Raw genomic sequence first — 25,836 nt, 5'->3', positions numbered from 1 at the left:
CAAGCGGGCGCCTTGCACCTGCGGCCCGGCTTGACAGGCACCGACTCTTCCTGCCGTGTGAAACGCAGAAGATGACCGGTATGTTCGGTTGCAGCCGTATGACTGCTGGCGTCGGGTGTGCAAGAGGCGAGGGGGCGGTCTAGCCTTCCGGCATTGATGCGAGGAGAGGAGAACACGCCCATGGGCGCGCCGGGCCAGATCGTCATTCTCAACGGGGTGCCGCGGGCGGGCAAGTCGAGCATCGTTTCCGCCATTCAGGAGACCTTCGATGGGGTTTGGATGAACATTGGCGTTGATGTGCATGTACGACACATGACGCCCGAACGCTGCCGGCCGGGCATCGGCCTACGCCCTGGTGGCGAGCGGCCCGACCTCGAACCGCTGGTGCCGGTCTTCTATGCGGCGCTTTACGATTCGATCGCCGCGCACGCCCGGCTGGGACTCAACGTTGCCGCCGATGTGGGCCATCATGATGCCTATACAGAACCGCGGGCGATCCTGACGGATTGTGCGCAGCGCCTTGCCGGATTGCCTGTTCTCTTCGTTGGCGTACGCTGTTCTCTCGAAACCATCATGGCGCGGCGCAACCTCGTCGATTCCAGTCGGGAAGGACAGTACGTGACGGGCTCCACGGACGAGCCGGTGCCTGAGCCAGTCAAAAGCTGGCAGTGCGCAGTGCATGATCCAGGTATCTATGACTTCGAGGTCGATACTGGGCGGATGAGCCCGACCGAATGTGCAAAGGCGATCCGCCGGCGGCTCGACCAGCGCCTCGAACGGCCAGCTGTCTTCGAACGGCTGGCAGCGATGGGCGAGTAGCGGCTATTCGTCGAGACTGGGAAACACGAGGAGAAGGCATGGAAATTACCCTGTGCAACGAGGTCCTGCGGCCGATGGCCCTGGCCGAGCAATGCGCCTTCGCGCGCGATGCCGGCTATGACGGGCTGGAGGTGGCGCCGTTCATGCTTGCGGAGGACCCGACACGCATGACGGCGGCAGAGATTGCCGGGGCGCGGCGGGTGATCGAGGATCACGGTCTTACCGTTTCCAGCCTGCATTGGCTGACCATGGCGCCGGTGGGGCTCGATCTCACCTCGCTCGATGGGCAGGTGGGTGCGCGGACGCGCGAGGCTCTCCTGCGGCTGGTGGACCTTGCGGCGGGACTCGGCGCCGGCGTCATCGTGCACGGCTCGCCGGCCCAGCGAAGGCTGGGGGAGGCGCCGGAGCGCCAACGCGCGGTCGCCATGGCGCATTTCGAGGCGGCTGCACAAAGGGCGGGCGAGCATGGCATCGCCTATTGCCTGGAAGCCATCAACCGCAAGGAATGCAACTTCCTCAACACCATCGCCGAGGCCGACGCGATGATCGCCGAGATCGGCGTGCCGGCGCTGAAGCTCATGCTGGATGTGTGTCACGCCGCTCAGGAGGAAGAGGAAAGCCTCGCCGCACTTGCCACCCGGTATGTCCGGGAGGGCAAGCTTGTCCATATCCAGCTCAACGCGTCGAACCGTCGCGGGCCGGGGCAGGGGGAGCGCGCGGACGGCCGCGATGCCATCGCGCCGCTTCTGCGGGCGTTGCTGGACGCCGGCTATCGGGGGGCGCTGGCGGTCGAGCCGTTCGAGTACGTGCCGGACGGCCCGGCCTGCGCAGCCCGCGCCATCGGGTATGTGCGTGGTGTTCTGGACTGGCTTGACGGGAGTCCAGCCTAAGGAACTAACCAGTTACTTACTTGACAGGTCGCGGAACTGACTTCACAGTTCGGGCCGGCGTCGGGGCCTGGGAGAGCGGGCCGCGGCGCGTCAAACATACTTTGGGAGGAGATCATGGGTCTTTTGACCAGAGCCACGCTCGTCGTGGCCACATCCGTATTTGCCCTGTCCGCAGCACCGGCCCTTGCCCAGGAGTGGCAGCCGGACCGCCCCATCAACATCATCGTGCCCTGGGGCGCGGGCGGCTCGACCGATCAGGTGACCCGCGTCACCGCGCCGATCATCGCCGAAGAGCTTGGCCAGGCTGTGGTGGTGGTCAACCAGCCGGGCGCCTCGGGTGCGGTCGGCACGCAGGAGGTGCTGAACGCGCCGAAAGACGGCTACACCTGGACCGCCAACGCCATCGCCAACAACGCCACTTATTCAGTGACGGGACTGGTGCCTGACACCAGTATCGACGACTGGCACATCTATCTGTCGGTCGCCAACGTGCCGGTGGTCGCGGTGCCGTCCGACAGCGAGTTCGAGGATTTCGGGCAGTTGCTCGAAGCCTTCAAGGAGCGGGGCAGCGAGATCACCGTCGGCACGGCGGGCGTGACCTCCTCCGGCGGCATGGCGATTGCCGGCCTGGGCACGGAGGGCGATTTCGAATACCGCATGGTAACCTATGACGGCGGCGGGCCGGCCGCGATCGCCACCGCGGCAGGCGAAGCCATGGTCACCACGCAGCTCGCCGTGGAGCAGGCAGAGCTGATCCGCGGCGGCCGCCTGCGTCCGCTCGCGGTGCTAAGCGACCAGCCGCTGACCATCGAGGGCGTGGATCCCATCCCGCCGATCACCGAATGGCTGCCGGAATTCCCCATCGCACCGGACTACTTCGGCATCTTCATTCCGCAGGGCGTGCCCGAGGAGGTGGTTGCCACGGTGAACCGCATCTGGGAGGAAAAGGTGATGAACTCCCAGGCGCTGAAGGATTATGCCCAAACCAACGGCGCCGTCTTCGCCCCTTCCTATGGCGAGGAAGCGCGTGAAGTGGCCATGCCGGTGGTGATTGAGGAGGCCTGCGCGGCGGAAGAGCGCGGCCTGGAGGTGAACGACCCCTCGACCATCGGCATCGACTGCGAGACGAAGAGCGAGATGTAGCCCGAGCGGGCTAGGGCAATTCCAGGAAAAGTGAAAACCAGTTTTCCGCTTGGAATTGCGACAAAACAGGGAGTTGGACCAGTTCATCGATTCCATGAGACGATGAGCTGGCCGAGCGAAAGGCCGGCACCCTTCCGGGGTGCCGGCAATACCGGCAGATCAGAGGCATTCATGACCGACCTTTCGGCCGATCCGCAGACGGAACGCCGCATGAACCGCATCGATCTCATCACCGGCGGTGTGTTCGCGGTGCTGGGGTTGGCGATCGTCTACCTGTCCTGGACCATGCCCCGGCTGGAAATGCGCGGCATCCACCCCGCTACCGTGCCGGGCCTCGTGCCCGGCCTCCTGGGGCTTGCTCTGGCCTTTTGCGGCGTTGTGCTTGGCCTCAAAGCCTATCGCGAGGGGCGCGGCGCGGGGGGCTGGAGCGATCTCCTGGCGCTCTTCCGCACCGAAGAGGCGGGGCGTTTCTGCGCCGTGGCGGGGCTGGCGCTCGTCTATGCGCTCGTTCTAGTGGGGCGCTTGCCCTTCTGGCTCGCCAGTGCGGCCTTCGTCTTCGCCTTCATCGTCGTCTTCGAGACCTGGCTGTCGCCTGAGCCAAGGTCGCTTCTGCGCTCAACCTTCCTGGCGCTCGTCCAGGGAGTGATCGTCGGCGTCGTCGTCACCCTCGTCTTCCAATACGGCTTCCTCGTTCGCCTGCCCTAGCCCGAGAGTCTCGATACATGCCTGAAGGCCTTTCCCTTCTTGGACACGGCATCGCCCATTTCCTCACCTGGGAGGCGCTGTTCAACCTTGCCTGGGCGAGCTTGCTCGGCATCGTCATCGGCGCGCTTCCGGGCCTGACGGCGACCATGGGCGTGGCGCTGCTCGTCACGCTCACCTACAAGATGCCGCCGGACCAGGCGATCCTGTGCCTAATGGCGCTCTACGTGGGGGCGATCTATGGCGGCAGCCGCTCGGCCATCCTGCTCGCCATTCCCGGCACTCCGGCGAGTGCCGCCACCACGCTCGACGGCTATCCCCTGGCGCGCGCCGGCAAGGCCGGTATGGCCATGGGGATCGCCACCACCTCCTCGGCGCTCGGCACGCTGGTCGGCATCTTCTTTCTGGCGCTGATCGCGCCTTGGCTGGCTGAATTCGCGCTGCGCTTCGGCTCCTATGAGTTCTTTTGGCTGGCTTTGTTCGGCGTCCTGATCTCGGGCCGGCTGACGGCTATCGAGGATCCGTTGAAAGGCTATATCGCCGGCATTCTGGGGCTGCTCGCTGCGATGATCGGCATGGAGGGCCTGCACGCCTTTCAGCGCTTCACCTTCGGTGTCAGCGCGCTCGGCGGCGGCATCGACCTCATCCCCGCCATGGTCGGCGCCTTCGGCTTCGCCGAGATTCTCGCCGTCATGAAGCGGCGCTTTACGGCCGAGCTCGTCACCAGCGACGACCGGGTGCTGCCGCGGCTGGCCGACATCACGCGCTATTGGCGCACGACGATACGCTCCGGCATCGTCGGCACGATCGCCGGCATCATCCCTGGCGTCGGCGAGGACATAGGCGCCTGGGCCTCCTACGCGGCCGCGCGGCGCGCGAGCAAGGAGCGCGACCAGTTCGGCAAGGGCTCCATCGAGGGGCTGGTGGCTGCAGAGACCGGCAACTCGGCGGTCATTCCCGGCGCCATGATCCCCACGCTCACCCTGGCGCTGCCAGGCTCGGCGGCGGCCGCGGTGTTGATTGCCGCGATGTTCATCCACGGCATCAGGCCCGGACCGCTGCTGATGACCGAGAATCCCGCTTTCCTTTATCAGATTGTCGGGATTCTGCTTCTGACGACGATCGCCATCACCGTCTTTGGCCTGTCGCTCACAAAGCTGCTCGTGCGCGTTCTGCTCGTCCCGCGCGAGAAGCTGATGCCGGTGGTCTATGTGCTGTGCGTCGTCGGCTCCTTCGCCATCACGCAGCGCATGTTCGACGTCTATGTGATGATCGCCTTCGGGCTGATCGGCTTCGTCTTGCGCGAGATGCGCTATCCTATGGCGCCGCTGGTGCTGGGCATCGTGCTAGGCGAGCTACTCGACGTCAATCTGCGCCGTGGCCTGCTCCTGTCGGACGGCGACGTCACACCCTTCTTCACCCGACCGATCAGCGCGGTGCTCTTCGCAATCATCGCGATGACGATCCTCATGAGCCTGCCGATGGTGAGCCGACGTGTCACGGACCTCTTCAAGCGCCTCGACTCGCAGCGCCCTGCCGGCTGAGGCGCAGGCCCCGCGCACCCGCGATCCCGTCCGCACACGGGCGGCGATCCTGGCGGCGGCGCGCGCGGAGTTTTCCGAGCGCGGGCTCGAGGGCGCGCGCATCGACGCCATCGCCGCGAGAGCGGCCACCAACAAGCGCATGCTCTACCATTATTTCGGCAACAAGGACGCCCTCTATTGCGCCGTTCTGGAGGAAGCCTATCGCGAGATCCGCGAGGGCGAGCGGGCGCTGCAGCTCGACCAGTACGAGCCGGTGGAGGCGGTCGAGCGGCTCGTGCGCTTCACTTTCCGCCACTTCCTTGAATGCCCGTGGTTCATCGCGCTTCTGACCAACGAGAACCTCATGAAGGCGCGCTATCTGCGCACCCTGCCGGAGATGCACGGCCTGCATTCGCCCCTGGTCGATCAGCTCAGGAAGCTTATCCACCGCGGCGGTGAAAGTGGCGCCTTCCGCGCCGACATCGACCCCGTGCAGCTCTACATCTCCATCGCCGCGCTCGGCTATTTCTACGTCTCCAACAACGCCACGCTTTCCGTGATCTTCGATACCGATCTGGCCAGCAGCGCCCATATCGCGTCGCGCGAGGCGCACGCGGTCGAGATGGTGCTCGACCATTTGCGGGTGAAGGCGTAGGGCCCCCGTCGCCGTCCGCCCGATCACTCTCGCTTCTACCGAAATCTCAGAGATTGGCTAGGAGATTCTCGTCAAAGTTGTGCTTGAATCAGCGCGACGCAGTCAGCGATGCTTCGTTTTGCGGTATCTACCTGCAAATGGTCACGGTCCCATGGTTGGTAGTCTCGCTCAAGCACAGCCTGCCAGTTCGGCAGTTTCAAGCCGGCGATGTCGGAAGCACGTGCTTCGATCCTGCGACGATGCTCCTCCTTGTCGGAGCAAACCGTCTCGACTTCCAGGACAGCTACGTTTGAGCGCAACCCTACGCCACGCCACGCATTTCGGGTGAGCATCCAAGGGTTCACAGAATCGGCAACCACCGACAAACCGAGGCTTAGATTGTCCTGCGCGACAGCGTAGGCTGCGCGGTACCCCGCGTCATTCAGCGAGCCGGAGACCACACCGGACTCACGAATCGCCTGTTCGATAGAATCGATTCGGAGCCAGACCGCTTTCAGTTCAGATGCAAGCTTCCGTGCGATTGACGATTTGCCGGTCCCAGGAAGCCCCGAAAAAACAATGAGCATGCTTATATCTCGCTAAACACGGTGCCATTGATAACGTTGACGCTGTAAGTGCGGAAAGGACTGCAATCCACGCTTTTGCGAGCCGATAAACATCCGGCCTATTCCGCCCTCACCGAAGCCAGCACCGTCTTCACCACATGCGCCTCCCACTCGGCAAGGCGGGCGGGGGCGGACAGGTCACGGTCGAAGATGGCCGAGAGCGTGTGGCGGTTGGAGAGATAGAAATAGCCGAGCGCGGCGATGGTGATGTAGACGTTGATGGGATCGATGCCGGGCCGGAAGATGCCGTCTTCGGCACCGCGCTTCAGGACGTCCGCCAGCTCGGTGACGAAGTGCGAGTGCATCTCCATCAGCTTGCGCGAGCCGCGCAGGTGCTCGGCCTTGTGGAGGTTCTCTGTGTTCAAAAGGCTGATAAATTCCGGGTGCTCCAGGAAATAACGCCATGTGAAGCGCGACAGCTCAGACAGCGCCTCCTCCGGCGCCTTATGGGCGAGGTCCAGCTCACGCTCGGCTGAGCGGATGGAGGCGTAGGCGGCTTCCAGAACGGCCACGTAGAGGCCGATCTTGTCGCCGAAATAGTGGTAGAGCATGCGCTTGTTGGTGCCGGCGCGCTCGGCGATCATGTCGACGCGCGCCCCGCCGATGCCCTTTTCGGCGAACTCCGCGGTCGCCGCATCGAGGATGGCGGCCTGCGTGCGCTCCGGGTCGCGGCTTGCTTTCTGCTGCCGGCCTCCCGCAGCCGGCTTCACCTTGATATCGCTCCCCAACTCCATCTCTCTCCTGTGCGTTTTCCCGTGTCGGGACAAAGGCCTTATAGCCGACCGCCGGCAAAAGCCTCAATCGCGGGACATTTTTATTCCGGCGCAGCGAACATTCCTGCGTTCTGTTGATTAGGAGTCAGGGAACCGGACAGCACACCGGTGCATTCGTCAGAAAGGACAGTTGGAAGGGCTGAACAATGACTGCTACAGGCCTCGAAGTTTTCGACAAAACCGTCCAGACCACGAATATCTGGCTCAACGAGATCATGGCCGAACATGGCGACGATCGCCAAGTTGCATGGCACATACTGGGTGCGGTGCTCAAGGCGCTGCGGGACAGACTTCCCGCCGATCTCTCGGCACATCTGGGCGCTGAACTGCCTATCCTGGTGCGCGGCCTTTACTACGATCAGTATCAGCCGTCGCAGCAGCCGAAGGTCACCCGCAACCTCGACGAGTTTCTGGAGCACGTCCAGGAAGGGCTGAAGGACATCAGGCCGGTCAACTCGGCCGATGCCACGCGCACGGTGTTCCGCGTCATCAACCATCACATCGATCTCGGACAGTCGGCCAAGGTGCGCGAAGCGCTGCCGAAGGAGATTCAGGCGCTGTGGCCGGAAACAGTCGGCGCCTGAGATAACGGAGACGACGTGGAATGGCCGATGCCTCGCTAACCGAGCGCAACAGAGCGCGCCATGCAGACGAGGCTGCGAGCTGGGTGCGCGACCGTTGCGAGCACCTTCCGCCGGTCGAAAAGGCGGAACTCTTCGGCACGGTCTTCGACCGCTTCGCCGATTCCCGTGTCGTGCTTCTTGGCGAGGCCACCCACGGGTCATCCGAATTCTACCGCGCCCGCGCGGCGATCACGCGGCGGCTGATCGAACATCACGGCTTCAACATCGTCGCCATAGAGGCAGACTGGCCGGATGCGGCACGAGTTGACCGCTATGTGCGCCACAAGCGGACAGGACGCTACGATGAGGAGACGTTCGCGCGTTTCCCCACCTGGATGTGGCGCAACCGGGAGTTTGCCGATTTCGTGGAGTGGCTGCGCCGTCACAATGAAGGGCTCGCCGAGGGCGATCGGGCCGAACTGCGCGGCCTCGACGTCTATTCGCTCAACGCCTCGATCGCCGCCGTCATCCACTATCTCGATCGCGTCGATCCGGAAGCGGCAGGTGAGGCACGCCGACGTTATGGATGCCTCACCCCCTGGCAGGCCGAGCCCGCCTTCTATGGCCGTGCCATGCTCAGGGGCGGCCGCGACACCTGCGAGGACGAGGTGGTCGCTCAGCTCCAGGAGCTGTTGGATAAGCGGCTGGAATACGCCGCCGCCGATGGTGAGGACTTCTTCGATGCCGCGCAGAACGCGCGCGTCGCGCGTGCGGCCGAGCACTACTACCGCATCATGTATCATGGCTCGACCGAATCCTGGAACCTGCGCGACCGGCACATGTTCGACACGCTGCAGCATCTTCTGGCGGCGCGCGGCGACAAGGCCAAGGCAGTGGTGTGGGCGCACAACTCGCACATCGGCAACGCGGCGGCCACGGCCATGGGCTGGCAGGGCGAGTTCAACATCGGCGAGCTTTGCCGCACGGCCTATGGCGAGGGTGCCGTTCTGATCGGCTTCGGCACGGACCGCGGAACGGTTGCCGCTGCCGACGACTGGGACGGCCCCATGCGCATCAAGAGGATCAATCCCTCGCGGCCGGATTCCTACGAGCGCGTGTTCCGCCAGTCGGGCGTCGCACATTCGCTCACCGATCTGCGCGCGCCTGGCAACCGTGAGCTGCGCGAGGTGCTGAGCACACCGCGGCTGGAGCGGGCCATCGGCGTGATCTATCGGGAACAGTCGGAGTTCCTCAGCCATTACTTCGAAGCCGTCCTGCCGGAGCAGTTCGACGCCTTCGTCTGGTTCGACGAGACCAATGCGGTGACACCGCTTCCAGCCGAGCGGCCGCACGGGGTCGCGGAGACCTATCCGTTTGGAGTTTAGAGGTGGCAACAGCAGCGAGCGATCTGCGGGAAGTGCGCGTCGAGCCGGAAGGTCTCAACGGCTTCGTCGGCGTGCCGCCGGGTGCACAGGGCATTGTCATCTTCGCGCACGGCAGCGGCAGCGGTCGGCTCAGCCCGCGCAACAACTACGTTGCCACGGAACTCAGGAAGGCGGGACTCGCAACCTTCCTGCTCGACCTCCTGACGCCTTCGGAGGACGCGGACCGGCGGAACGTCTTTGACATCCCGTTGCTTGCCTCGCGCCTCGAGCGGGCCACCCGGTGGACCGCCGACGCGGTTGATACGGCGCACCTCAAGCCCGGCTATTTCGGCGCCAGCACCGGTGCTGCCGCCGCACTGACGGCGGCGGCCGACGCTGGGTCGCGCGTCGCGGCGATCGTCTCACGCGGCGGCAGGCCGGATATGGCGCTGCCTGTCCTGTCCAGAGTACGGGCGCCGACGCTGCTTCTCGTCGGCAGCCTCGACGGACCGGTGATCGACATGAATAGACAGGCGCACGACGCGCTCCCCGGCGAAAAGAGCCTGATCATCGTCGAAGGGGCGGGCCACCTTTTTGAGGAACCGGGCAAGCTCGACGAGGTCGTCCGTCACGCGACGAACTGGTTCCTGACACATTTGACGGACAGCGTGGGGACATAAGGATGATTGATATGTTCGGCACGCAAACGGAATTCAACGACCGCTATGAGGCAGGGCAACGGCTGGCCGAGGTGCTTGAGCACCTGAAGGAAGAGCACCCTGTGGTGCTTGCGTTGCCGCGCGGCGGCGTGCCCGTCGCTTTCGAGGTGGCCAAGGCGCTCCAGGCGGAGATCGACCTCCTGATGGTGCGCAAGCTCGGCGCCCCCGGCCATCCTGAGTACGGCATCGGCGCTCTGGTTGATGGCGCCGACCCGCAGTTGGTGCTGAACGAGGAGGCCATGCAAGTGGTCAATCCGTCGCCCGACTATGTGGAGGCGGAAAAGAAGCGGCAGTTGGCGGAGATCGAAAGGCGGCGCGAGACTTATTTCGCCGGCCGTCAGCCGACGCCGCTCGTCGGCCGCACGGTAATTGTCGTCGACGACGGCATTGCCACCGGCGGCACGGTGCGCGTGGCGCTGAAGGCGCTGCGCCGCGCGAAGGTCAAGCGCACGGTGCTCGCGGTGCCTGTCGCGCCGCGCGATACGCTCGATTCGCTGAAGGCCGATGCCGACGAGGTTGTGTGCCTCGCCGCGCCGCTGAACTTTCGCGCCGTCGGGCTGCACTACCGAAATTTCGACCAGACGAGCGATGCGGAGGTGGTGCAGCTTTTGAATGCCGCGCGCGAATGGCTGCCCGATCCACAATAGCAAGAGAGGCGAGAAGAGGAGACGCGAAATGCCATTGAACCTCATCAGCCCCGCATTCGCCGACGGCGAGAGAATCCCGGAGAAATATACGCGAGACGGCGCAAATCTTTCGCCACCCCTGAAATGGAGCGGCGCCCCCGAAGGCACGAAGAGCTTCGTACTTGCGGTCGAGGATCCGGATGCGCCGAACGGGACCTTCTGTCACTGGGGCCTCTTCAACATCCCGGCCGACCAGGACCAACTGCCCGAAAGCGTGGAGACCGGACCCGAGAAGGCACGCCTGCGTATTGCCGGAAACGACTTCGGCAACACCCACTACGACGGCCCGGAGCCGCCCAAGGGGCACGGGACGCACCACTACCATTTCCGCCTCGCCGCGCTCGACGTGCCGGACATCAACCTGCCGTCCCAGGTCGGTGTCGCGGATCTATGGAAGGAGGCCAGCAAGCACAAGCTCGACGAGGCCGAGATTGTAGGCATCTACGAACGCTGACGGCGTCTCGTGGCCGCCCGTTCCATGTCAGGAACAGGAGAAGAGCATGACGGACGAACCCGATCCACGTCACCACACGCGGAAGATGAAGGCGCGGCTGGAAGAGACCATACGCCACCTGCGCGAGGACATCGACAAGGTGGAGGAGCCCCAGCTGAAGGCGATGTTCGAAACCTCTGCCGAAGTGCTCGGCGGGCTTACCAAAGCCTTCGACCATTACGAGCAAAAGAGCGAGAGCGCCTGGCGGAGCTAGCTGTGAGCGGATCGTTCCACGGCATCGGTGATCCGCCGGTCCTTTGCCGCAATCCCGGACTGGAAAAGGCCTCGGAGAGTCGGTGGTCTTCGCTGCGCCGACGGCCCGGAGCTTGCGTCACGCGCTTCAATTCTTTGTTACTTGACTAGAACCCTCAACTTGTACCGTCTGGCCCAAACGGAGGGAAAGGGCCGACATGAGCGATACCACCGACACCACTGACATCACCGAACGCCGCCTTCTCGTTCCCGCGTTCAAGGGTTTGTACGAGGCTGCGCATGAGAGTGCGGAAACGATCTTGCGGGTCGTGGCGGGCGTCGCGCTCGTGACGCACGGCTTCGGCAAGATTCAAAATCCGTTCGGCGCGGCGGGCATGGTGGAGGGCCTTGGCTTCTATCCCGGCGTCTTCTGGTCGCCCCTGCTCTCCTGCACCGAGTTCTTCGGCGGCATTCTGATCGCCATCGGCCTTCTGACGCGGCCAGCTTCGTTTGCGGCGATGATCGTTCTTCTCGTTACCGTGTGGGCCCACTGGGTCGCAATGGGGCAGGGCTATTCCGGTGCGGAGAAATCGATTCTTTGGGCGGCGATCTTCTTCTTTTTCGTTATCCGCGGCGGCAACCGGCACTCGGTCGATGCGCGCATCGGCCGCGAGTTCTGAATTCCTCCGCGCATCATTGCGCGGAAGATTTCACTTCGTATTCCTCGATCGATTCCGGCCTCATCTGGATCGAGAAGCCGGGCGCCCGAGGCGGCATGTAGGCTGCGTTTTGGATGACGCAGGCTTCAAGGAAGTGCTCGTGCAGGTGGTCGACATATTCGATCACCCGGCCTTCCTTGGTGCCGGAGACGACGACGTAGTCGATCATGGAAAGGTGCTGCACGTATTCGCACAGGCCGATCCCGCCGGCATGCGGCCAGACGGGCAGATCATACTTGGCGGCCATGAGCAGAACGGCCAGCACCTCGTTGAGCCCGCCCATGCGGCAGGCGTCGATCTGCACCACATCGATGGCGCCGCCGGCGATCATCTGCTTGAAGACGATGCGGTTCTGGCACATCTCGCCGGTGGCAACCTTCACCGGTGCCACCGCCTTGCGGATCTTACGATGGCCGGCAATGTCGTCGGGGCTCGTCGGCTCCTCGATGAAATAGGGCTTTGCAAAGGAAAGGCGCTTCACCCAGTCGATGGCCTGGTCGACCTCCCACACCTGGTTGGCGTCAATCATGAGATAGCGGTCGGGACCAAGCACTTCACGGGCGATCTTTAGCCGCCTGATGTCGTCTTCCAGGTCGCGGCCCACCTTTAGCTTCACGTGATTGAAGCCGGCGTCCACCGCCTCCTGGCAGAGCCGGCGCAGCTTATCGTCGGGATAGCCGAGCCAGCCGGCCGAGGTGGTGTAGCATGCATAGCCCTCGCGCTTGAGCGTGGCGATGCGCTCTGCCTTGCCCGCCTCAGTGCGTTTCAGGATAGCCAATGCCTCCTCCGGCGTCAGTGCGTCGGTCAGATAGCGGAAGTCGACGATGCCGACGACCTCCTCCGGGCTCATCTCCGCCACCAGCTGCCAGACAGGCTTCTCCTCGACCTTCGCCCACAGGTCCCAGACGGCGTTAACGACGGCGCCCGTCGCCAGATGCATGACGCCCTTATCCGGCCCGACCCAGCGCAGCTGGCTGTCGCCGGTGACATGGCGCCAGAAGCGTGAGGGGCTTTCCCTCATCCAGTCGAGATCCAGCCCCACCACCAAATGCCGCATAGCCTCAATGGCCCGGCAGCAGATGTCGTTGCCGCGGCCGATAGTGAAGGTGAGGCCATGGCCCTCGAGGCCCGGCGTGTCCGTCTTAAGCACCACATAGGCGGCGGAATAGTCCGGATCCGGGTTCATGGCGTCAGAGCCGTCGAGCGACTGCGAAGTAGGGAAGCGCAGATCGTGGGTGCTGAGGTCGGTGATGCGGGTCAATGGGGCCTCGTGAGATAGAGCTCTAGATCGTCCAGCCGCCGTCGATGGCATAAGCCTGGCCGGAGGTGTAGGTGGCGGCGGCGAGATGGACGGCCAGATCGGCGATCTCCTCCGGCGTGCCGAGGCGGCCCATGGGCTGACGGGCGATGAAGGTCTCGCGCGCGGCCTCGTAATCTCCGGTTGCCTTCAGGCGCTCCTGCAGCGACGGGCTTTCCACCGTTCCGGGGCAGATCGCATTGCAGCGGATGCCTTGGGCCACATAGTCGGCGGCCACCGCCTTGGTCAGCCCGATGACGGCGGCCTTGGTGGTGCCGTAGGCGAAGCGGTTGGGGACGCCCTTCACGCTGGAAGCGACGGACGACATGTTGACGATCGCTCCGCCGCCGCGCTCGATCATGCCGGGAATGACGGCGCGGATGGTGCGCACCATGGCCTTGACGTTAAGGTCGAAGGCGAAGTCGAGATCCTCGTCCTTCATCTCCAGCACCGAACCGGAATGCACCACGCCGGCGCAGTTGAAGAGAACATCGACGGCGCCGATCTCGGCCACAAGTGCCTTGACTGCGGCATCGTCGAGCACGTCGAGCTTGCGCGTGACGATGCCGTCTTCACCCTCCAACTCGGCCAGCAGCTTTTCGTTGATGTCGGTGGCGTAGACCTTCGCCCCAGCGCGAGCGAAAGCGAGCGCGCTGGCGCGGCCGATGCCTTGCGCGGCGGCGGTGATGAGGGCGGTCTTGTTCTGCAGGTTGGCTGCCATTGGTTTCTCCCGGGCGAATGTGAGTAGCGAATAGTGAGTAGTGAATGGATGCCAGCGGCGGAAGGGATGCGCATCCGTCACGGACGGCTTCCCTACTCTCTATTCACTACTCACTATTCCCTTCTCTTTCCTCTCCACCACATAAATATGATCCGCCGCCAGCACGACCTCGTCACACTGGTTCAAAACTTCACAGCGCTCGATCACCCGGCCGGCATCGGGACGTTTCGGGTCGTCCAGCTTTTCGACGATGGTGGTCCTCGTGCGGATCGTGTCGCCGATGAAGACCGGCCTCACGAAGCGTAAGCGGTCATAGCCGTAGGAGAAGGCAACAGGGTTGATTACACTGGCCGTCAGTCCGACACCGATGGAAAAAACCAGCGTGCCGTGTGCGATGCGCTGGCCGAAGGGGGTATTCTTCATGAACTCCGCATCCATGTGGTGCGGGAAGAAATCGCCAGTATGGCCGGCGTGCACCACGAAATCGGTCTCGGTGATGGTGCGTCCCGTCGTGGTGCGCGTCGAGCCGATCTCGTAGTCCTCGAAATAGGTGGTCTGTTCCATGGCTTATGGTCTCTTTGCAAGTGGCGTGGCCGGGGCGGCGCTCGACTGGTAGGCCGCTTCCACCAGCGCCATGGTGTTCCAGGCGTCTTCCACGGAGGAGACGAGCTCGGCATCCTCGCCGGAGACGAAGCGCTGCAAATTGGCCATGCGCCCGGCGAAGGCGTCGGGGAACCAGGCGCCCTGGAGCGGCACGTTCATCCAGCCCTCGCCGCCTTCGGGATGGATCTCCAGGATATCCGGTTCACCACGCGGATAGTCGAGATTGACACCGAGCTTCAGATAGGCCGCGCCTTTCGTGCCGCAGATGCGGAATTCGCAGGCCTGGTATTTGCGGCCGAAGTCGTGGTCGTGGTTGATCGACAGGGCGCAGCGCACGCGGTCGCCATAGTCGAGGATGGCGCTGGTGCGCGTCTGCGCGACGTCGTGGTTCGGGTGGCCAAGGGTCTTGGCGTGGACGCCGTCGGGATCGCCTAGAAGCTGACGGATCAGATCGAGATAGTGGATCGAATGCATGGCGATTTCGATGCGCGGCAGGCCCTTGAGGAAGGGCCAGAGCTGCCACGGCGTGGCGAGCGCCAGCCAGGCGTCGAAATCCACCACTTCGCCGAGATGGCCCTGCTGAATGGCATCCTTCAGCGCCAGCATCATGGGCGCGAAGCGGAGCTGAAAGTTGACGGCGGCTTTGAGGTTCTTTTGCCGGCAAAGGGCGAGGATTTCCGTAGCGCCGTCGAGATCGCCTCCCATCGGCTTCTGGATCAGCGCAGCCGCGCCGTCGGGTAGCGCCCGTAGCACATCAGTGTGGGCCTTGGGCGGGGTGGCGAGGTCGAAGATCGCGCCTTCCACCGAAGCCGCCTCCTCCACGGAGCCGAAGGCCTTCACACCCCATTCGGCGGCGAGCTTCTCGACCTTGGCGCGGTCGGGGTCATAGAGGCCGGCCACAGGGAAGCCAGCCTTGCGGTACGCCGGGAAATGCGCATCACCGACGATGGAGCCGGCACCGAAGGTGACGATGGGCCGAGGGTCGGCAGGCTTCGGCCAGGACTGGGCGAGGGTGGTGGGATTAAAACTACTCATGATGGAACACCTCCTCCATCATCGCCCACCACTCGCCTTCCTTGCGCGTTTCCAGCGGCTCCTGGCAGGGCATGCAGACGGACCACCATTCCTGCGTTTTCGGGTCGGCGGCCATCCTGGCGGCGTCGGCTTCGAAGTCCTCGCCGTGATACTCCCAATAGCCGAACAGGAGGTTCTCCGGCTCCTTCAGGAAGATCGTGTAGTTCTTGATGTTGCAGGCGGAGATCATCGAAAGCACCTCGGGCCAGACGGCGGCGTGCAGGCGCTTGTATTCGGCGACCTTCTCCGGCTTCAGGCCGATGACCATTCCCATGCGTTGCATGTCATCCTCCCCGTGCGGTGATCTCGGTGGTGAATTCGGTGAGGTCCTTCCCCTTCACCGCCTCCCAGTCCCAGTCGATGCCGATGCCCGGCGCGTCGGGCGCGAGAGCCTCTCCGTTCTCCACCTTCATGCGGCTTTGCGTCAGGTCGTCGAGCTGCGGGATGTATTCGACGTATTTCCCGTTCTGCACGGCGCACACCAGGCTCACGTGCAGCTCCATCAGGAAGTGCGGACAGACGGGGATGTCGAAGGTCTCCGCCGCATGCGCCACCTTCAGCCACGGCGTGATGCCGCCGATGCGGCCGACATCCACCTGAACGACCGAGCAGGCACCTTTCTGCATATATTCGCGGAAATGGCGGATCGAATAAAGGGATTCGCCGACGGCCACCGGGATCGGCGTCGACCGCGAGAGCCGTACGTGGCCGTCGATGTCGTCTGCTGGCAGCGGTTCCTCGAGCCAGGCGAGGTCGAGCGGCTTCAGGCGCTCTGCCCTGCGGACCGCTTCGTCGACGGTAAAACCCTGGTTGCAGTCGGCCATGATCTCGTAATCGTCGCCGACGGCTTCGCGCACGGCCTTCAGCCGGCGGAAGTCCTCCGCGCCCGTAGGTCTGCCGATCTTGATCTTTGAGCCGCGGAAGCCCTGCGCCTTTGCGGCAAGCGCATCCTCCACCAACGCTGCGGTCTCGATATGCAGCCATCCGCCCTCGGTGGTATAGAGCGGGCAGCGGTCCTTCGCGCCTCCGGCGAGTTTCCACAAGGGCAGGCCGAGCTTCTTCGCCCGCAAGTCCCACAGCGCAGTGTCGACCGCGGCAAGCGCGATCGCCGTTATGGCGCCGATGGTGGTGGCGTGGGTGGCAAACTCCAATTCGTGCCAGATGGCCTCGACCATGTCGGCGTCGCGGCCGATCAGGCGCGGGGCCAGATGGTCGGCCAGAAGCCGAATGACGGAAGAGCCGCCGGTGCCGATGGTATAGCTGTAGCCGGTGCCCGATGCGCCGTCCGAATCCGTGATCGTGACGATGGGCGTTTCCTGGCGGACAAAACTCTGGATGGCGTCGGTGCGCTTGACCTTGGGCTCAAGGTTCACCATGCGCAGTTCGACTTTTTCGATGCTTGCCATGTCAGGCCCTCAGCGACATGCCCGTCCCGGCGTCGAAGAGATGCGCCTGCGACAGGTCGAAGGAAAGCTTCACCTTCTCGCCAGGCTTCAGGAGCTTCGGATTGAGCATGCGCGAGATCCATTCGTGACCGGCGAACTCGGTAAAGACGAGTGTCTCGTTGCCGAGCGGCTCCGTCAACGTGACCGCCTTTTCCACCTCGTGCACCTCAGCTTGTTCGCCGGAATGGATGCCGTGGCCTGTGGGATAGAGATCGTCCGGCCTAAGCCCGAAGACGACCTTTCTGCCCGCCTCCACCTTATCGTGGAACTGGCGGGGCAGGGGAAGTGTCGCGCCGCCGGCAAAGACCAGCTTCCCGTCCTCCACCGTCGCCTCCTGCAGGTTCATCGGCGGCGAGCCGATGAAGCCGGCGACGAAGCGGGTGGCGGGACGCCGGAACACGTCTTCCGGCGTGCCCACCTGCTCGATGTGCCCGTCGCGCATGATGACGATGCGGTCGGCGAGTGTCATCGCCTCCACCTGATCGTGGGTGACGTAGATGACGGTGGAGTTGACCTTGGCGTGCAGCTTCTTGATCTCGATGCGCATCTGGGTTCTCAGCTTGGCGTCGAGGTTCGACAAGGGCTCGTCGAAGAGGAAGACCTCCGGGTTGCGCACGATGGCGCGGCCCATGGCGACGCGCTGGCGCTGGCCGCCGGAAAGCTGCGACGGGCGGCGGTGGAGCAGCGCTTCCAGATCCAGCGTCTTCGCGGCTTCGGCTACCCGCGCCGCGATCTCAGTCTGAGGCTTGCCGGCGATCTTCAGCGAGAAACCCATGTTCTCGGCCACCGTCATGTGCGGGTAGAGGGCGTAGGACTGGAAGACCATGGAGATGTTGCGCGAGCGCGGCGGCAGGTCGTTGACCAGATTGCCGCCGATACGGATCTCGCCGCCGGAGATGTCCTCAAGCCCGGCGATCATTCTGAGCGTCGTCGACTTGCCGCAGCCCGACGGGCCGACAAGGGCGATGAACTCGCGGTCGGCGACTTCCAGATCGATGCCGTGTACGACCGGTATGTTGCCGTAGCGTTTGACGAGCGAGTGAAGCGAGACTGTGGCCATGGCCTATCCTTTCACCGCGCCGGAGGTGAGACCGGAGACGAGGTGTTTCTGGACGATGAAGGTGAGGGTGAGCGCCGGGATGATCATGACGACGGCGAGCGCGCACATGCCGCGCCAGTCGATGGTGAACTCGGCGGTGTAGTCGAGAAGGCCGACGGGCAGCGTCTTGGAGCTGGTCGAGCGGGTGAGCTGCGAGGCCAGCGCGAACTCGTTCCAGGAAATCAGGAAGGCGAAGATGCCGGCCGATGCGATGCCGGGACGGGCGAGCGGGAACTCCACCTGCCAGAAGGCCTGCCAGCGCGTGCAACCGTCGATCTGCGCTGCTTCCGCGAGATCCTTCGGCACCTGGCGGAAGAAACCGTCGATGAGCCAGATCGTGAAGGGCACGTTGAGCGCCACATAGGCGAGGATCAACCCGAAATGGGTATCGATGATGCCGAGCTTTGCATAGACGAAAAAGAGCGGCAGGGAGAGCGCGATGCCGGGCACGGTGCGCGTCAGCATGAAGCCGAGGAAGATCGACGACTTGAAGCGGAAGCGGTGGCGCGCGAAGGCATAGCCGCCCGCCATACCGACGGCCAGCGCGATGACCGTCGAGGTGACGGAGATGATGAGCGAATTGCGGAAATATTCGATCACTGGAATGCCGCCCTGGCCAACGCCGGAGAACATGGCGATGTAGGCGTCGAAGGAGATCTCGCGGGGGATCCATACTGGCGGCTTCGCCATGATCTCCACCGTTGGCCGGAGCGAGGAGAGCACGATCCATAAGCCCGGCAGGCAGATGATGGCCATGGCGAGGAATAGAAGGGTGAGATGCGTGGCCTTGAAGAGGCCGCGTTTCACCCGGTGGGCGGCGTTCCGGTCCATCCTCACCACTCCGCCGCGACTTGAGCCCGCGCCTTGGCGAGCTGCCGGAAGAACAGGGCGGTAAAGACGATGGACAGGAGAATGGCGACATAGGCCATGGCGTTGGCGAGCCCCATCCGCGCGTCGGAATAGCCGGTGCGGGCGATCAGCGTCCACAGGATCTCGGTGCGCTTGGCGGGGCCCCCGTCGGTCATGATCTTCACGATGTCATAGGCGCGCGCGATGTCGAGCGAGCGGATGGTCATGGCGATGAAGGCGAACGGCATGAGATAGGGCCAGGTGACGTAGCGGAAGGTCTGCCAGGGCGTGCAGCCGTCGACGCGCGCCGCCTCGACTGGCTCCCGGGGCATCGCCATGAGGCCTGCCAGGATGAAGATCGCGAAGACGGCGGTGGACGACCAGACCTCTGCGGTGAGAATCGCGATGAAGGCGAGCGTGCCGTCGATCAGCCAGGGGATCGCCCGGTCGGTCAGCCCCAGCGCCTGCAGCGCATTGTTGATGAGGCCGACATTGTCGTTGAACATGAACTTGAACTGGAAGCCGACGAGCACCGGCGAGAACATCATGGGAAACATCATGATGGTGCGGAGAATCCGCTGGCCGCGCGTCGCTTTCTCGACGAGGAGGGCGAGGCCGAGCCCCAGCACCATCTCCAGATTGAGCGCGACGGTGAGCAGAAGCACCGTGCGCCCGAAGGCGACCCAGAACTCCCAGTCGGTGAAGAGGCGCTCGTAATTGCGGAAGCCGATGAAGGTCCAGATGGAATCTGGCCGCGTGAGGCGGAAGGGCGTGAAGCTGGAATAGAGCGAGAGCAGGAGCGGCACAACCACGACCGCCGCCAGCACGACGAAGGCCGGTAGAAGCAGGAGAACGGGTGCAGGCAACCTCCAGGCCTTGAGGGTGCCCGTCGAGGCGTTACCGCCCCGCGTTTCAGCTGTTTCGACGACCGTGCCGGCCTCGTTCATCGCGCTTGTTGCCCCATGCAGAAAGAAAAAGGGTGCGAGGCATGATGCCTCGCACCCTCGGGAGAGTGATCAGAGCTCGCCGGCGTCCTCGAGGATGGCGGTCGCCTTGTCGGCGGCATCATCGAGCGCCTGCTGGGAAGTCTTGTCACCCAGAATGGCGGCCTGCAGCTCCGGATAGACTGCGTTGGAGATCTCGATCCAGGAGGCCGTCTGCGGCACGGGGAAGGCATGCTCTGCCGCCTGCTGGAAGGCCGTCAGCACCTCCTGGCGGTAGGCATCACCTTCGGCTTCGGCGACAACCCAGTCCCAGACGGCCGTTCTTGTCGGCAGCGGGCCGGCTGAGGCCTCAAGCTTCTGGCTGTCCTCATTGGTGAGGAACCAGACCAGCGAGGCGGCGGCCTCCTTGTCGGCGCAGCTTTCTGTCACCGAAAAGCCGTGATGGCCGGACCAGCCCGTGCGCTTGCCCGAGGAGCCCTTGGGCTGCACCTTCACGCCGACATTGCCGGCGACCTTGGAGGATTCCGGGTCATTGAAGAAACCCGCCCAGCCCGGCCAGTCGAGATTGATGGCGATGGTGCCGGAGGCGAAGCCCTGGCCGAGGTCGTCCCACAAATAGTTGGTGGTGCCGGCCGGCACGGCCTTCGCCTGATAAAGATCCACGAACCAGTCGAGCGCCCGCACGCCGGCCTCGGAGTTGAAGGCGGGGCGGCCCTCGGCATCCAGATACTCGCCGCCCTCGGCCACCAGCATCTCGTAGAAACGGCCGTTGATGGCCTCTTCCTTGCCCGCATACTGCGTGCCGTAGAAGTCCGGTGGATTGGCAAAGAACCTGGCCTGGTCGGCGACCTCCTGCCAGGTATCCGGCGGGGTCAGCTCGTAGCCGTACTCATCCTTGAACTTCGCCTTGTTCTCCTCATCCTCGTAGAGGCTCTTCAGGTAATAGAGCGCGGAGACGTCGAACTGGGCGCGCGGCAGCATGACCAGCCTGCCGTCGAGCGTGGAGGCCTTGATGTTGGCCGGCACGAAGGCCTCGATCTCCTCCTGCGGCAGGAGAGCCGCGAGGTCGGTGTAGATGCCGGGATATTGCGGGGCGAAGGAGGAGTGGTTGGAGCCGACGCACCAGCTGATCGAGCCGGTGGCGATGTCAGACTTGATCTCCTTGTCGAGCTCAAAGTGGTTCTTCTTCGAGATGACGTTGACCTTGGCGCCGGTCGCCTCTTCCCACTCGGCAATCCGCGCGTAAAGCGCCTCGTACTGCTGGCCGCCGATAAGCTTGGCGTCGATCGTTACGCCCTCGAAACTGCCAGGCAGTTCCTGCGCCAGGGCGGGGGCGGCGCCGAGCGCCATGGCGAGCACGCCGGCGGAAGCACCGAAAAGCAGTCTGTTCATGAGTATCCTCCCCAGAAAGCAGTTCGCCCTCGGCGCCTGCCGGGGCGGGATCATGCGTCACTCTCATCAGTGAGAGCTTAATTCATATACAAACACCTGCTATGGTCGCCGTCAAGCGTGAACTGCGTTGCGCAGCCCGGCAGGTTGCGTATATGAAAAGCGGGTTTCACCGGAGAGGGCCGTGAAGGACGAGGACAACGAACGCTACCGCGCGCCGGCCTTGGACAAGGGCCTCGATATCCTGGAGCTGCTCGCCGGCGTCGACGGAGGGCTGACCCAGGCCGAGATCGCCAAGCGTCTCGACCGCAGCCCCAACGAATTCTACCGCATGCTCGACCGGCTGGTGCGGCGCGGCTATGTCACCCGCATCGACGGCGACCGCTTCGCGCTGACCTTGAAGCTGTTCGGCCTGGCGCAGCTTCACGCACCGGTGCGCCGGCTCGTCTCCTACGCTACGCCGCTGATGCGCGAGCTTGCTGAAAGCTCGCGCCAAGCCAACCAGCTCGTCGTCTTCGACCGCGGCGCGGCCGTCGTCATCGCCCAGCAGGAGGCGCCCGGCTACTGGGGTATCTCGATCCGCGTCGGCTCGCATATCGGCCTGTTCGACACCGGCTCCGGCCACATCCTGCTCGCCTTCCGCAGCGAAGAGGAGCGGCAGATGATGATTGCCGAGAACCTGAAGAGCAACGAGAAGCCGGAACTGGCGCCGGAGTTCTTCGAGCGGCTCGACCAGATCCGCGACCGCGGCTACGAGATGATGCCGAGCGCCCAGACCGCCGGCGTCTTCAACCTCTCGGCACCCGTGCTTGGCCCCGATGGGCAGGCCATCGCCGCGCTGACTGTGCCCTATATCGCGCTGGTCAACACCAGGGATGCGCCGGACATCACGGGCACGATGCAGCTCGTTCTGAAGACGACGGAAAAGCTCTCGCGGCTGGCCGGCGCGGATATGGCGCCGGCGGCATGATGTTTCTGTTGGGATAGGCGATTTCCATCGCCTGAAGGAGGAGGAGGCTACGCATGATCGTCGACACTCATCTGCACGTCATCGACCAGACCGCACTCGGCTACCCATGGCTCGACGGCGTGCCGCCGCTCAACCGGAATTTCTCCTACGACGACTACGCACGCGAGGCGCGCCGTGTCGGCATCGAGGCGACGCTGCATATGGAGGTCGACGTCGCGGAGGACCAGATCGAGGCGGAGACCGCTCATGTCGGCGACCTTGCCGAACAGCCGGACAGTCTCATCATCGGTGCCATCGCCGCCTGCCGGCCGGAGTCGGAAGGCTTTGCCGCCTATCTGGAGCGCCAGCAGGCCAACCCGCTGGTCAAGGGCTTCCGCCGCGTCCTGCATGTCATGCCCGACGAATTGTCGGAGAGCGAGCTCTTCCGCGGGAACATCGCCCGGCTCTCCGGCACGCGCTTCACCTTCGACCTCTGCGTATTGCCTCGGCAATTGCCGAAGGCCATGGCGTTGACCGATCTGGCGCCGGACGTGCAGTTCATCCTCGACCATTGCGGCGTGCCGGACATCAAGGGGGACGCCACCGAGCCCTGGCGCACCCATATGGCCGAGATCGCCAAGCGGCCGAACGTTGCGGCGAAGATCTCCGGCGTTGTCGCATATGCCGACCCTGAAAGCTGGACCGTCGAGACGCTGCGTCCGTGGGTCGAGCACACGGTGAACTGCTTCGGCTGGGACCGTGTGGTCTGGGGCAGCGACTGGCCGGTCTGCACGCTGGGCGGCGGGCTTTCCACTTGGGTGGGGGCCACGCAGGTGCTGTTTGCTGGGGCGAGCGAAACGGAGCGGGCGAAGCTGTACTCCGGGAATGCGCGGCGGATTTGGGGGTTGGGTCGGTAACAATCCCCGCGGCCTACCGGTAGTATTGGTGGCTTCGTTCCTCACGAGCGATTTTTTGTTCCCTCCGCAAACATCCGGTTCAGATCGGCAACGACCGCCGCACCATCCTCGCGCCGCACAAGCCCTTCGTTGAGCCGCGCGGATGCCTTTTCCTGGAAGGCCATGTAGCCGTCGTGGCGTGGGCGGAGCCAGGCGCCTTCCAAGGTCGCTCGCGTGGCGCGGTAGAAGTTGGCGGTGGCGGCATTGACGGTCTCGTCCTCCCAGGCGGCAGCGTGGCCGGGCTGGCCGCCTGCCGCCGCGTAGGGGCCGCGCTGGGTCTCGCCGCCGGCGATCAAGTAGGCGAAGTCGATGGCTGCTTCCTTCGCGCTTGAGAAGGCGGAGACGGCGATGCCCGTGCCGCCGAGGGCGGAGCCCCTGGGGCCGTCGGTGCCGAGTGCCGGGATGTCGGCGAAGGCAAGGCGAAAAGGGCGGAAGCCTTCCATCGCGTAGTTCACGTAGCCGTAGATCAGCGGTGCGCAGGCGATCCGCGAGCCCTCGGCGGCCATGGCTTCGGAGACCGCAATCGGGTCCATGCCGAGGGCATCGCCGCCGGCCGCATCGGCGATCTCGCGGAGAACGGCGAATACGATCTCTCCCGCCTCCGGCGCGATGAGGGCTTCGGCCCTTTCGCTGGCGCAGGGTGTACCGAGATTGGCGGCGAGGGTGAAGAAGCACATGAGCGAATGCGGCGGCCGCAGGGGGACGAGCACGCGGCCTTCCCGCGCCAGCTCGAGCACCTCCGTCCAGGCTGTCGGCGCGCGATCCAGAAGGTCGGGCCGGATGGCCTGCACTTGTGCGGCGGCGTCGATGGGGAAGGCCCATTGCCGGCCCTGCCATTGGTAGCTCGGGTAGGAGAGGCCGACACTGCCCCCGGAAAGTGCGGCGCGCTCGGCCTCGCGGCCTGGCACATCGAGCGGGGCGAGGCAGCCTTCGGCGGTGATCTGGCCGACATGTGGATGGTCGATGACGATCAGGTCATAGCGGCGGGCGAGTTCCTCGACGGGATAGGATTCGAAGTCCTGTAGCGAGCGCTTGTCCCAGGTGACTTCCACGCCGGTCTTCTCCTGCCACAGGCGGGAGCAGGCGACCATGGGGTCGTAGCCGCGCGGATGGCTCCACGTCATGCCTTTGAGCCTTGTCGTGCTCATAGGCCGAACTCCCGGCGGATCGTCTCGCTGTGCTCGCCGACGCGCGGGGCGGCGCGCGCCACTTTCGGCCTCTGGCCGTCGACGCGGATGGGCGAGCGGGTCGTCAGGATGGACACGTCATCCTCGCGGGTGACGGTCTGCAGCATGTCGAGGTGCTTGAAGCCGTCGTGGTCGAGGAGGTCGTTCCAGTCGAGCACCTTGGCGCACCAGATGTCGGCCGGCTCGAGGATCGCCAGCCATTCTTCGACCGTCTTTTCGGCCGTCCGCTCGGCGATGATGGCCTTGATGGCGTCGCGCTCGGAAAACCAGCTTTCCGGCTTGTCGCGATAGGGCGCAAGTGCCGAGATCTCCATCAGGTCGGCGAGCTTGGGGATGGGTGTCATGGCGATGGTGAGGAAACCGTTGCTCGCCGGGTAGACGCCATAGGGCGCGGCGAGATAGGCGTGGGCGCTGCGCACGGCGGAGCGTTTGGGCATCCGCCGCCCGTCGTTCAGGAAGGTGGTCAGCACCTCGAACTGGAAGTCGACCAGCGCCTCGAGCAGGCTCGTCTGCACGTGCCCGCCCTTGCCGCTGACGCCGCGGCGTACCAGGAAGGCGAGGATGCCCTGCGCGGCGGCCGCACCCGCAAGCATATCGGCGACCGCCAGGCCAAAGGGCACCGGCCCCTGGCCGTCGTCGCCGCTCAGCCACATGGCGCCCGAGCGCGACTGTGCAAGCAAGTCCTGGCCGGGCCTGTCGACCCACGGGCCTTCCTCGCCATAGCCGCTGATGGAGGCGTAGACGATGCGCGGGTTGAGCGCGCTCACCGAGGCATAGTCGAGGCCGAGCCGCTCGATCACGCCGGGGCGGAAGTTCTGGATCATGACGTCAGCCGTGGCGAGGAGCTTGCGCAGGGCGGCCACGTCCTCCGGCTTCTTCAGATCGACGGCAAAGCTCTCTTTGCCACGGTTGATAGCGTGGAAGATGGTGGAATCGCCGCCAATCTCAGTGTCGCTCAGGTAGAGCCGGCGCGACAGGTCGCCGCCGTCCGGCCGCTCGATCTTGATGACGCGGGCGCCGAGATCCATCAGGCGCAGCGAGCAGTAGGGGCCGGAAAGGAACTGGCTCATGTCGACGACGACGAGCCCCTCCAGCGGCAGTGCGGCTTCGCTCATCGGGTAAGCTCCCCGGCCAAGGCACCGTTCTCCGGCGCGCCTGTCTTTGTCTTCGGCATGTCTCCTCCACGAGGGTTGTTTTCTCTTGTGAAGAAAGTATTCAGATATGAGATCAGTTGCAAGGCCCTCCTCTTCGACAGGGACGCGCGTCCTCGTCGCCACGCCCGGTTTTCACCGTCTGGCCGTTGACCCTCCGACCCCACGACAAGCTTGGGGCTCAGGGTGGGAAGCGGGGCGCGTTGTCCGAGCCACTCTATTTATTTTTAAGGCGCGTCCAACGCGCCCCGCCGGAGTCTGTCCCGACGGTCGGCCGGTCACCCGGCCCCCCGCCCTTCCCGGCTGCACCCGATTGGGGCCGTTAC

Annotated in this window: 29 protein-coding genes; 15 read left to right on the top strand and 14 right to left on the bottom strand. The window is 64.5% G+C overall.

All coding sequences use genetic code 11. From position 1 onward, the window contains the following. Positions 1-180: 180 nt before the first annotated feature. The 6 genes from N5A92_RS18520 to N5A92_RS18495 all read left to right on the top strand — a co-directional run bounded on the left by N5A92_RS18520 (position 181) and on the right by N5A92_RS18495 (position 5,732). Positions 181-819, top strand: coding sequence for a chloramphenicol phosphotransferase CPT family protein (locus N5A92_RS18520; protein WP_260905345.1), 639 nt, complete (start codon positions 181-183; stop codon positions 817-819). A 38-nt stretch (positions 820-857) separates the two neighbouring features. Then, positions 858-1,709, top strand: a complete 852-nt coding sequence (locus N5A92_RS18515; RefSeq protein WP_260905343.1) for a sugar phosphate isomerase/epimerase family protein — start codon at positions 858-860, stop codon at positions 1,707-1,709. Positions 1,710-1,823: 114 nt separating this feature from the next. Beyond that, positions 1,824-2,852 (top strand): Bug family tripartite tricarboxylate transporter substrate binding protein, encoded by a 1,029-nt coding sequence (locus N5A92_RS18510; RefSeq protein WP_260905342.1) that lies wholly within the window; start codon positions 1,824-1,826, stop codon positions 2,850-2,852. Between the two features lie 171 nt (positions 2,853-3,023). Continuing rightward, positions 3,024-3,557 carry a tripartite tricarboxylate transporter TctB family protein gene (locus N5A92_RS18505; RefSeq protein ID WP_260905341.1) on the top strand — a complete coding sequence of 178 codons (534 nt, stop codon included), beginning with the start codon at positions 3,024-3,026 and terminating at the stop codon, positions 3,555-3,557. A 17-nt stretch (positions 3,558-3,574) separates the two neighbouring features. Beyond that, on the top strand, positions 3,575-5,098 hold the full coding sequence (locus N5A92_RS18500) for a tripartite tricarboxylate transporter permease (protein ID WP_260905340.1): 1,524 nt from the start codon (positions 3,575-3,577) through the stop codon (positions 5,096-5,098). After that, positions 5,049-5,732, top strand: coding sequence for a TetR family transcriptional regulator (locus N5A92_RS18495; RefSeq protein WP_260905339.1), 684 nt, complete (start codon positions 5,049-5,051; stop codon positions 5,730-5,732). Before N5A92_RS18500 ends, N5A92_RS18495 begins: the two co-directional genes overlap by 50 nt. Before the next feature lie 71 nt (positions 5,733-5,803). Here the strand turns inward: N5A92_RS18495 and N5A92_RS18490 are convergent, their stop codons facing one another. Further along, the gene (locus N5A92_RS18490) at positions 5,804-6,298 is read right to left on the bottom strand and encodes a P-loop nucleotide/nucleoside kinase family protein (RefSeq protein ID WP_260905338.1); all 495 of its coding nucleotides are present in this window, start codon (positions 6,296-6,298) and stop codon (positions 5,804-5,806) included. Positions 6,299-6,396: 98 nt separating this feature from the next. Continuing rightward, entirely contained in the window at positions 6,397-7,071 is a 675-nt protein-coding gene (locus N5A92_RS18485) for a TetR/AcrR family transcriptional regulator (protein WP_260905337.1), read from the bottom strand. A 185-nt stretch (positions 7,072-7,256) separates the two neighbouring features. On the opposite strand from N5A92_RS18485, the gene N5A92_RS18480 reads away from it, so the two are divergent. From N5A92_RS18480 to N5A92_RS18450, 7 genes are all read left to right on the top strand, one after another. Then, positions 7,257-7,694 (top strand): DUF2267 domain-containing protein, encoded by a 438-nt coding sequence (locus N5A92_RS18480; protein WP_260905336.1) that lies wholly within the window; start codon positions 7,257-7,259, stop codon positions 7,692-7,694. A 20-nt stretch (positions 7,695-7,714) separates the two neighbouring features. Next, positions 7,715-9,058 (top strand): erythromycin esterase family protein, encoded by a 1,344-nt coding sequence (locus tag N5A92_RS18475; protein WP_260905335.1) that lies wholly within the window; start codon positions 7,715-7,717, stop codon positions 9,056-9,058. Between the two features lie 2 nt (positions 9,059-9,060). After that, positions 9,061-9,717 carry a dienelactone hydrolase family protein gene (locus tag N5A92_RS18470; protein WP_260905333.1) on the top strand — a complete coding sequence of 219 codons (657 nt, stop codon included), beginning with the start codon at positions 9,061-9,063 and terminating at the stop codon, positions 9,715-9,717. A gap of 11 nt (positions 9,718-9,728) precedes the next feature. After that, positions 9,729-10,403 (top strand): phosphoribosyltransferase, encoded by a 675-nt coding sequence (locus N5A92_RS18465; protein ID WP_260905332.1) that lies wholly within the window; start codon positions 9,729-9,731, stop codon positions 10,401-10,403. 28 nt (positions 10,404-10,431) lie between these two features. After that, complete coding sequence (locus tag N5A92_RS18460) at positions 10,432-10,896, top strand: YbhB/YbcL family Raf kinase inhibitor-like protein (RefSeq protein WP_260905330.1); 465 nt, start codon at positions 10,432-10,434, stop codon at positions 10,894-10,896. Positions 10,897-10,942: 46 nt separating this feature from the next. Continuing rightward, complete coding sequence (locus N5A92_RS18455) at positions 10,943-11,149, top strand: hypothetical protein (RefSeq protein WP_260905328.1); 207 nt, start codon at positions 10,943-10,945, stop codon at positions 11,147-11,149. A 196-nt stretch (positions 11,150-11,345) separates the two neighbouring features. Then, a complete protein-coding gene (locus N5A92_RS18450; RefSeq protein ID WP_260905325.1) occupies positions 11,346-11,807 on the top strand; it encodes a DoxX family protein in 462 nt (153 codons plus the stop codon). A 13-nt stretch (positions 11,808-11,820) separates the two neighbouring features. On the opposite strand, the gene N5A92_RS18445 is transcribed toward N5A92_RS18450, so the two are convergent. The 10 genes from N5A92_RS18445 to N5A92_RS18400 form a co-directional block, all read right to left on the bottom strand. Beyond that, on the bottom strand, positions 11,821-13,107 hold the full coding sequence (locus N5A92_RS18445) for an L-fuconate dehydratase (protein ID WP_260905322.1): 1,287 nt from the start codon (positions 13,105-13,107) through the stop codon (positions 11,821-11,823). Between the two features lie 22 nt (positions 13,108-13,129). Next, complete coding sequence (locus tag N5A92_RS18440) at positions 13,130-13,864, bottom strand: SDR family oxidoreductase (RefSeq protein WP_260905320.1); 735 nt, start codon at positions 13,862-13,864, stop codon at positions 13,130-13,132. 99 nt (positions 13,865-13,963) lie between these two features. Next, the gene (locus N5A92_RS18435; RefSeq protein WP_260905318.1) at positions 13,964-14,428 is read right to left on the bottom strand and encodes a MaoC/PaaZ C-terminal domain-containing protein; all 465 of its coding nucleotides are present in this window, start codon (positions 14,426-14,428) and stop codon (positions 13,964-13,966) included. A 3-nt stretch (positions 14,429-14,431) separates the two neighbouring features. Then, entirely contained in the window at positions 14,432-15,502 is a 1,071-nt protein-coding gene (locus N5A92_RS18430) for a Gfo/Idh/MocA family protein (protein WP_425248607.1), read from the bottom strand. Continuing rightward, positions 15,495-15,824 (bottom strand): L-rhamnose mutarotase, encoded by a 330-nt coding sequence (locus N5A92_RS18425; RefSeq protein ID WP_260905316.1) that lies wholly within the window; start codon positions 15,822-15,824, stop codon positions 15,495-15,497. Before N5A92_RS18425 ends, N5A92_RS18430 begins: the two co-directional genes overlap by 8 nt. Position 15,825: 1 nt before the next feature. Further along, positions 15,826-16,947 (bottom strand): mandelate racemase/muconate lactonizing enzyme family protein, encoded by a 1,122-nt coding sequence (locus N5A92_RS18420; protein WP_260905313.1) that lies wholly within the window; start codon positions 16,945-16,947, stop codon positions 15,826-15,828. 1 nt (position 16,948) lies between these two features. Beyond that, the gene (locus N5A92_RS18415) at positions 16,949-18,046 is read right to left on the bottom strand and encodes an ABC transporter ATP-binding protein (protein ID WP_260905311.1); all 1,098 of its coding nucleotides are present in this window, start codon (positions 18,044-18,046) and stop codon (positions 16,949-16,951) included. Positions 18,047-18,049: 3 nt separating this feature from the next. Then, on the bottom strand, positions 18,050-18,916 hold the full coding sequence (locus N5A92_RS18410) for a carbohydrate ABC transporter permease (protein WP_260905308.1): 867 nt from the start codon (positions 18,914-18,916) through the stop codon (positions 18,050-18,052). Between the two features lie 2 nt (positions 18,917-18,918). After that, a complete protein-coding gene (locus N5A92_RS18405; RefSeq protein WP_260905306.1) occupies positions 18,919-19,881 on the bottom strand; it encodes a carbohydrate ABC transporter permease in 963 nt (320 codons plus the stop codon). 69 nt (positions 19,882-19,950) lie between these two features. After that, on the bottom strand, positions 19,951-21,270 hold the full coding sequence (locus N5A92_RS18400) for an ABC transporter substrate-binding protein (protein ID WP_260905304.1): 1,320 nt from the start codon (positions 21,268-21,270) through the stop codon (positions 19,951-19,953). Between the two features lie 181 nt (positions 21,271-21,451). Here N5A92_RS18400 and N5A92_RS18395 point away from each other — a divergent pair, with 181 nt between their 5' ends. Then, positions 21,452-22,237, top strand: coding sequence for an IclR family transcriptional regulator (locus tag N5A92_RS18395; protein WP_260905301.1), 786 nt, complete (start codon positions 21,452-21,454; stop codon positions 22,235-22,237). Between the two features lie 53 nt (positions 22,238-22,290). Continuing rightward, positions 22,291-23,133, top strand: a complete 843-nt coding sequence (locus N5A92_RS18390) for an amidohydrolase family protein (RefSeq protein WP_260905298.1) — start codon at positions 22,291-22,293, stop codon at positions 23,131-23,133. 41 nt (positions 23,134-23,174) lie between these two features. Here the strand turns inward: N5A92_RS18390 and N5A92_RS18385 are convergent, their stop codons facing one another. Together N5A92_RS18385 and N5A92_RS18380 are read right to left on the bottom strand one after the other, a co-directional pair. Further along, positions 23,175-24,320: an extracellular solute-binding protein gene (locus tag N5A92_RS18385; RefSeq protein ID WP_260905295.1), complete on the bottom strand. Its 1,146-nt coding sequence runs from the start codon at positions 24,318-24,320 to the stop codon at positions 23,175-23,177. Then, positions 24,317-25,474 (bottom strand): CaiB/BaiF CoA transferase family protein, encoded by a 1,158-nt coding sequence (locus N5A92_RS18380; protein WP_260905288.1) that lies wholly within the window; start codon positions 25,472-25,474, stop codon positions 24,317-24,319. Before N5A92_RS18380 ends, N5A92_RS18385 begins: the two co-directional genes overlap by 4 nt. Positions 25,475-25,836: the final 362 nt, after the last annotated feature.

The organism is Chelativorans salis (assembly GCF_025336525.1).
GTDB lineage: Bacteria > Pseudomonadota > Alphaproteobacteria > Rhizobiales > Rhizobiaceae > Chelativorans > Chelativorans salis.
This window is presented reverse-complemented; position numbering and strand designations above follow the sequence as displayed.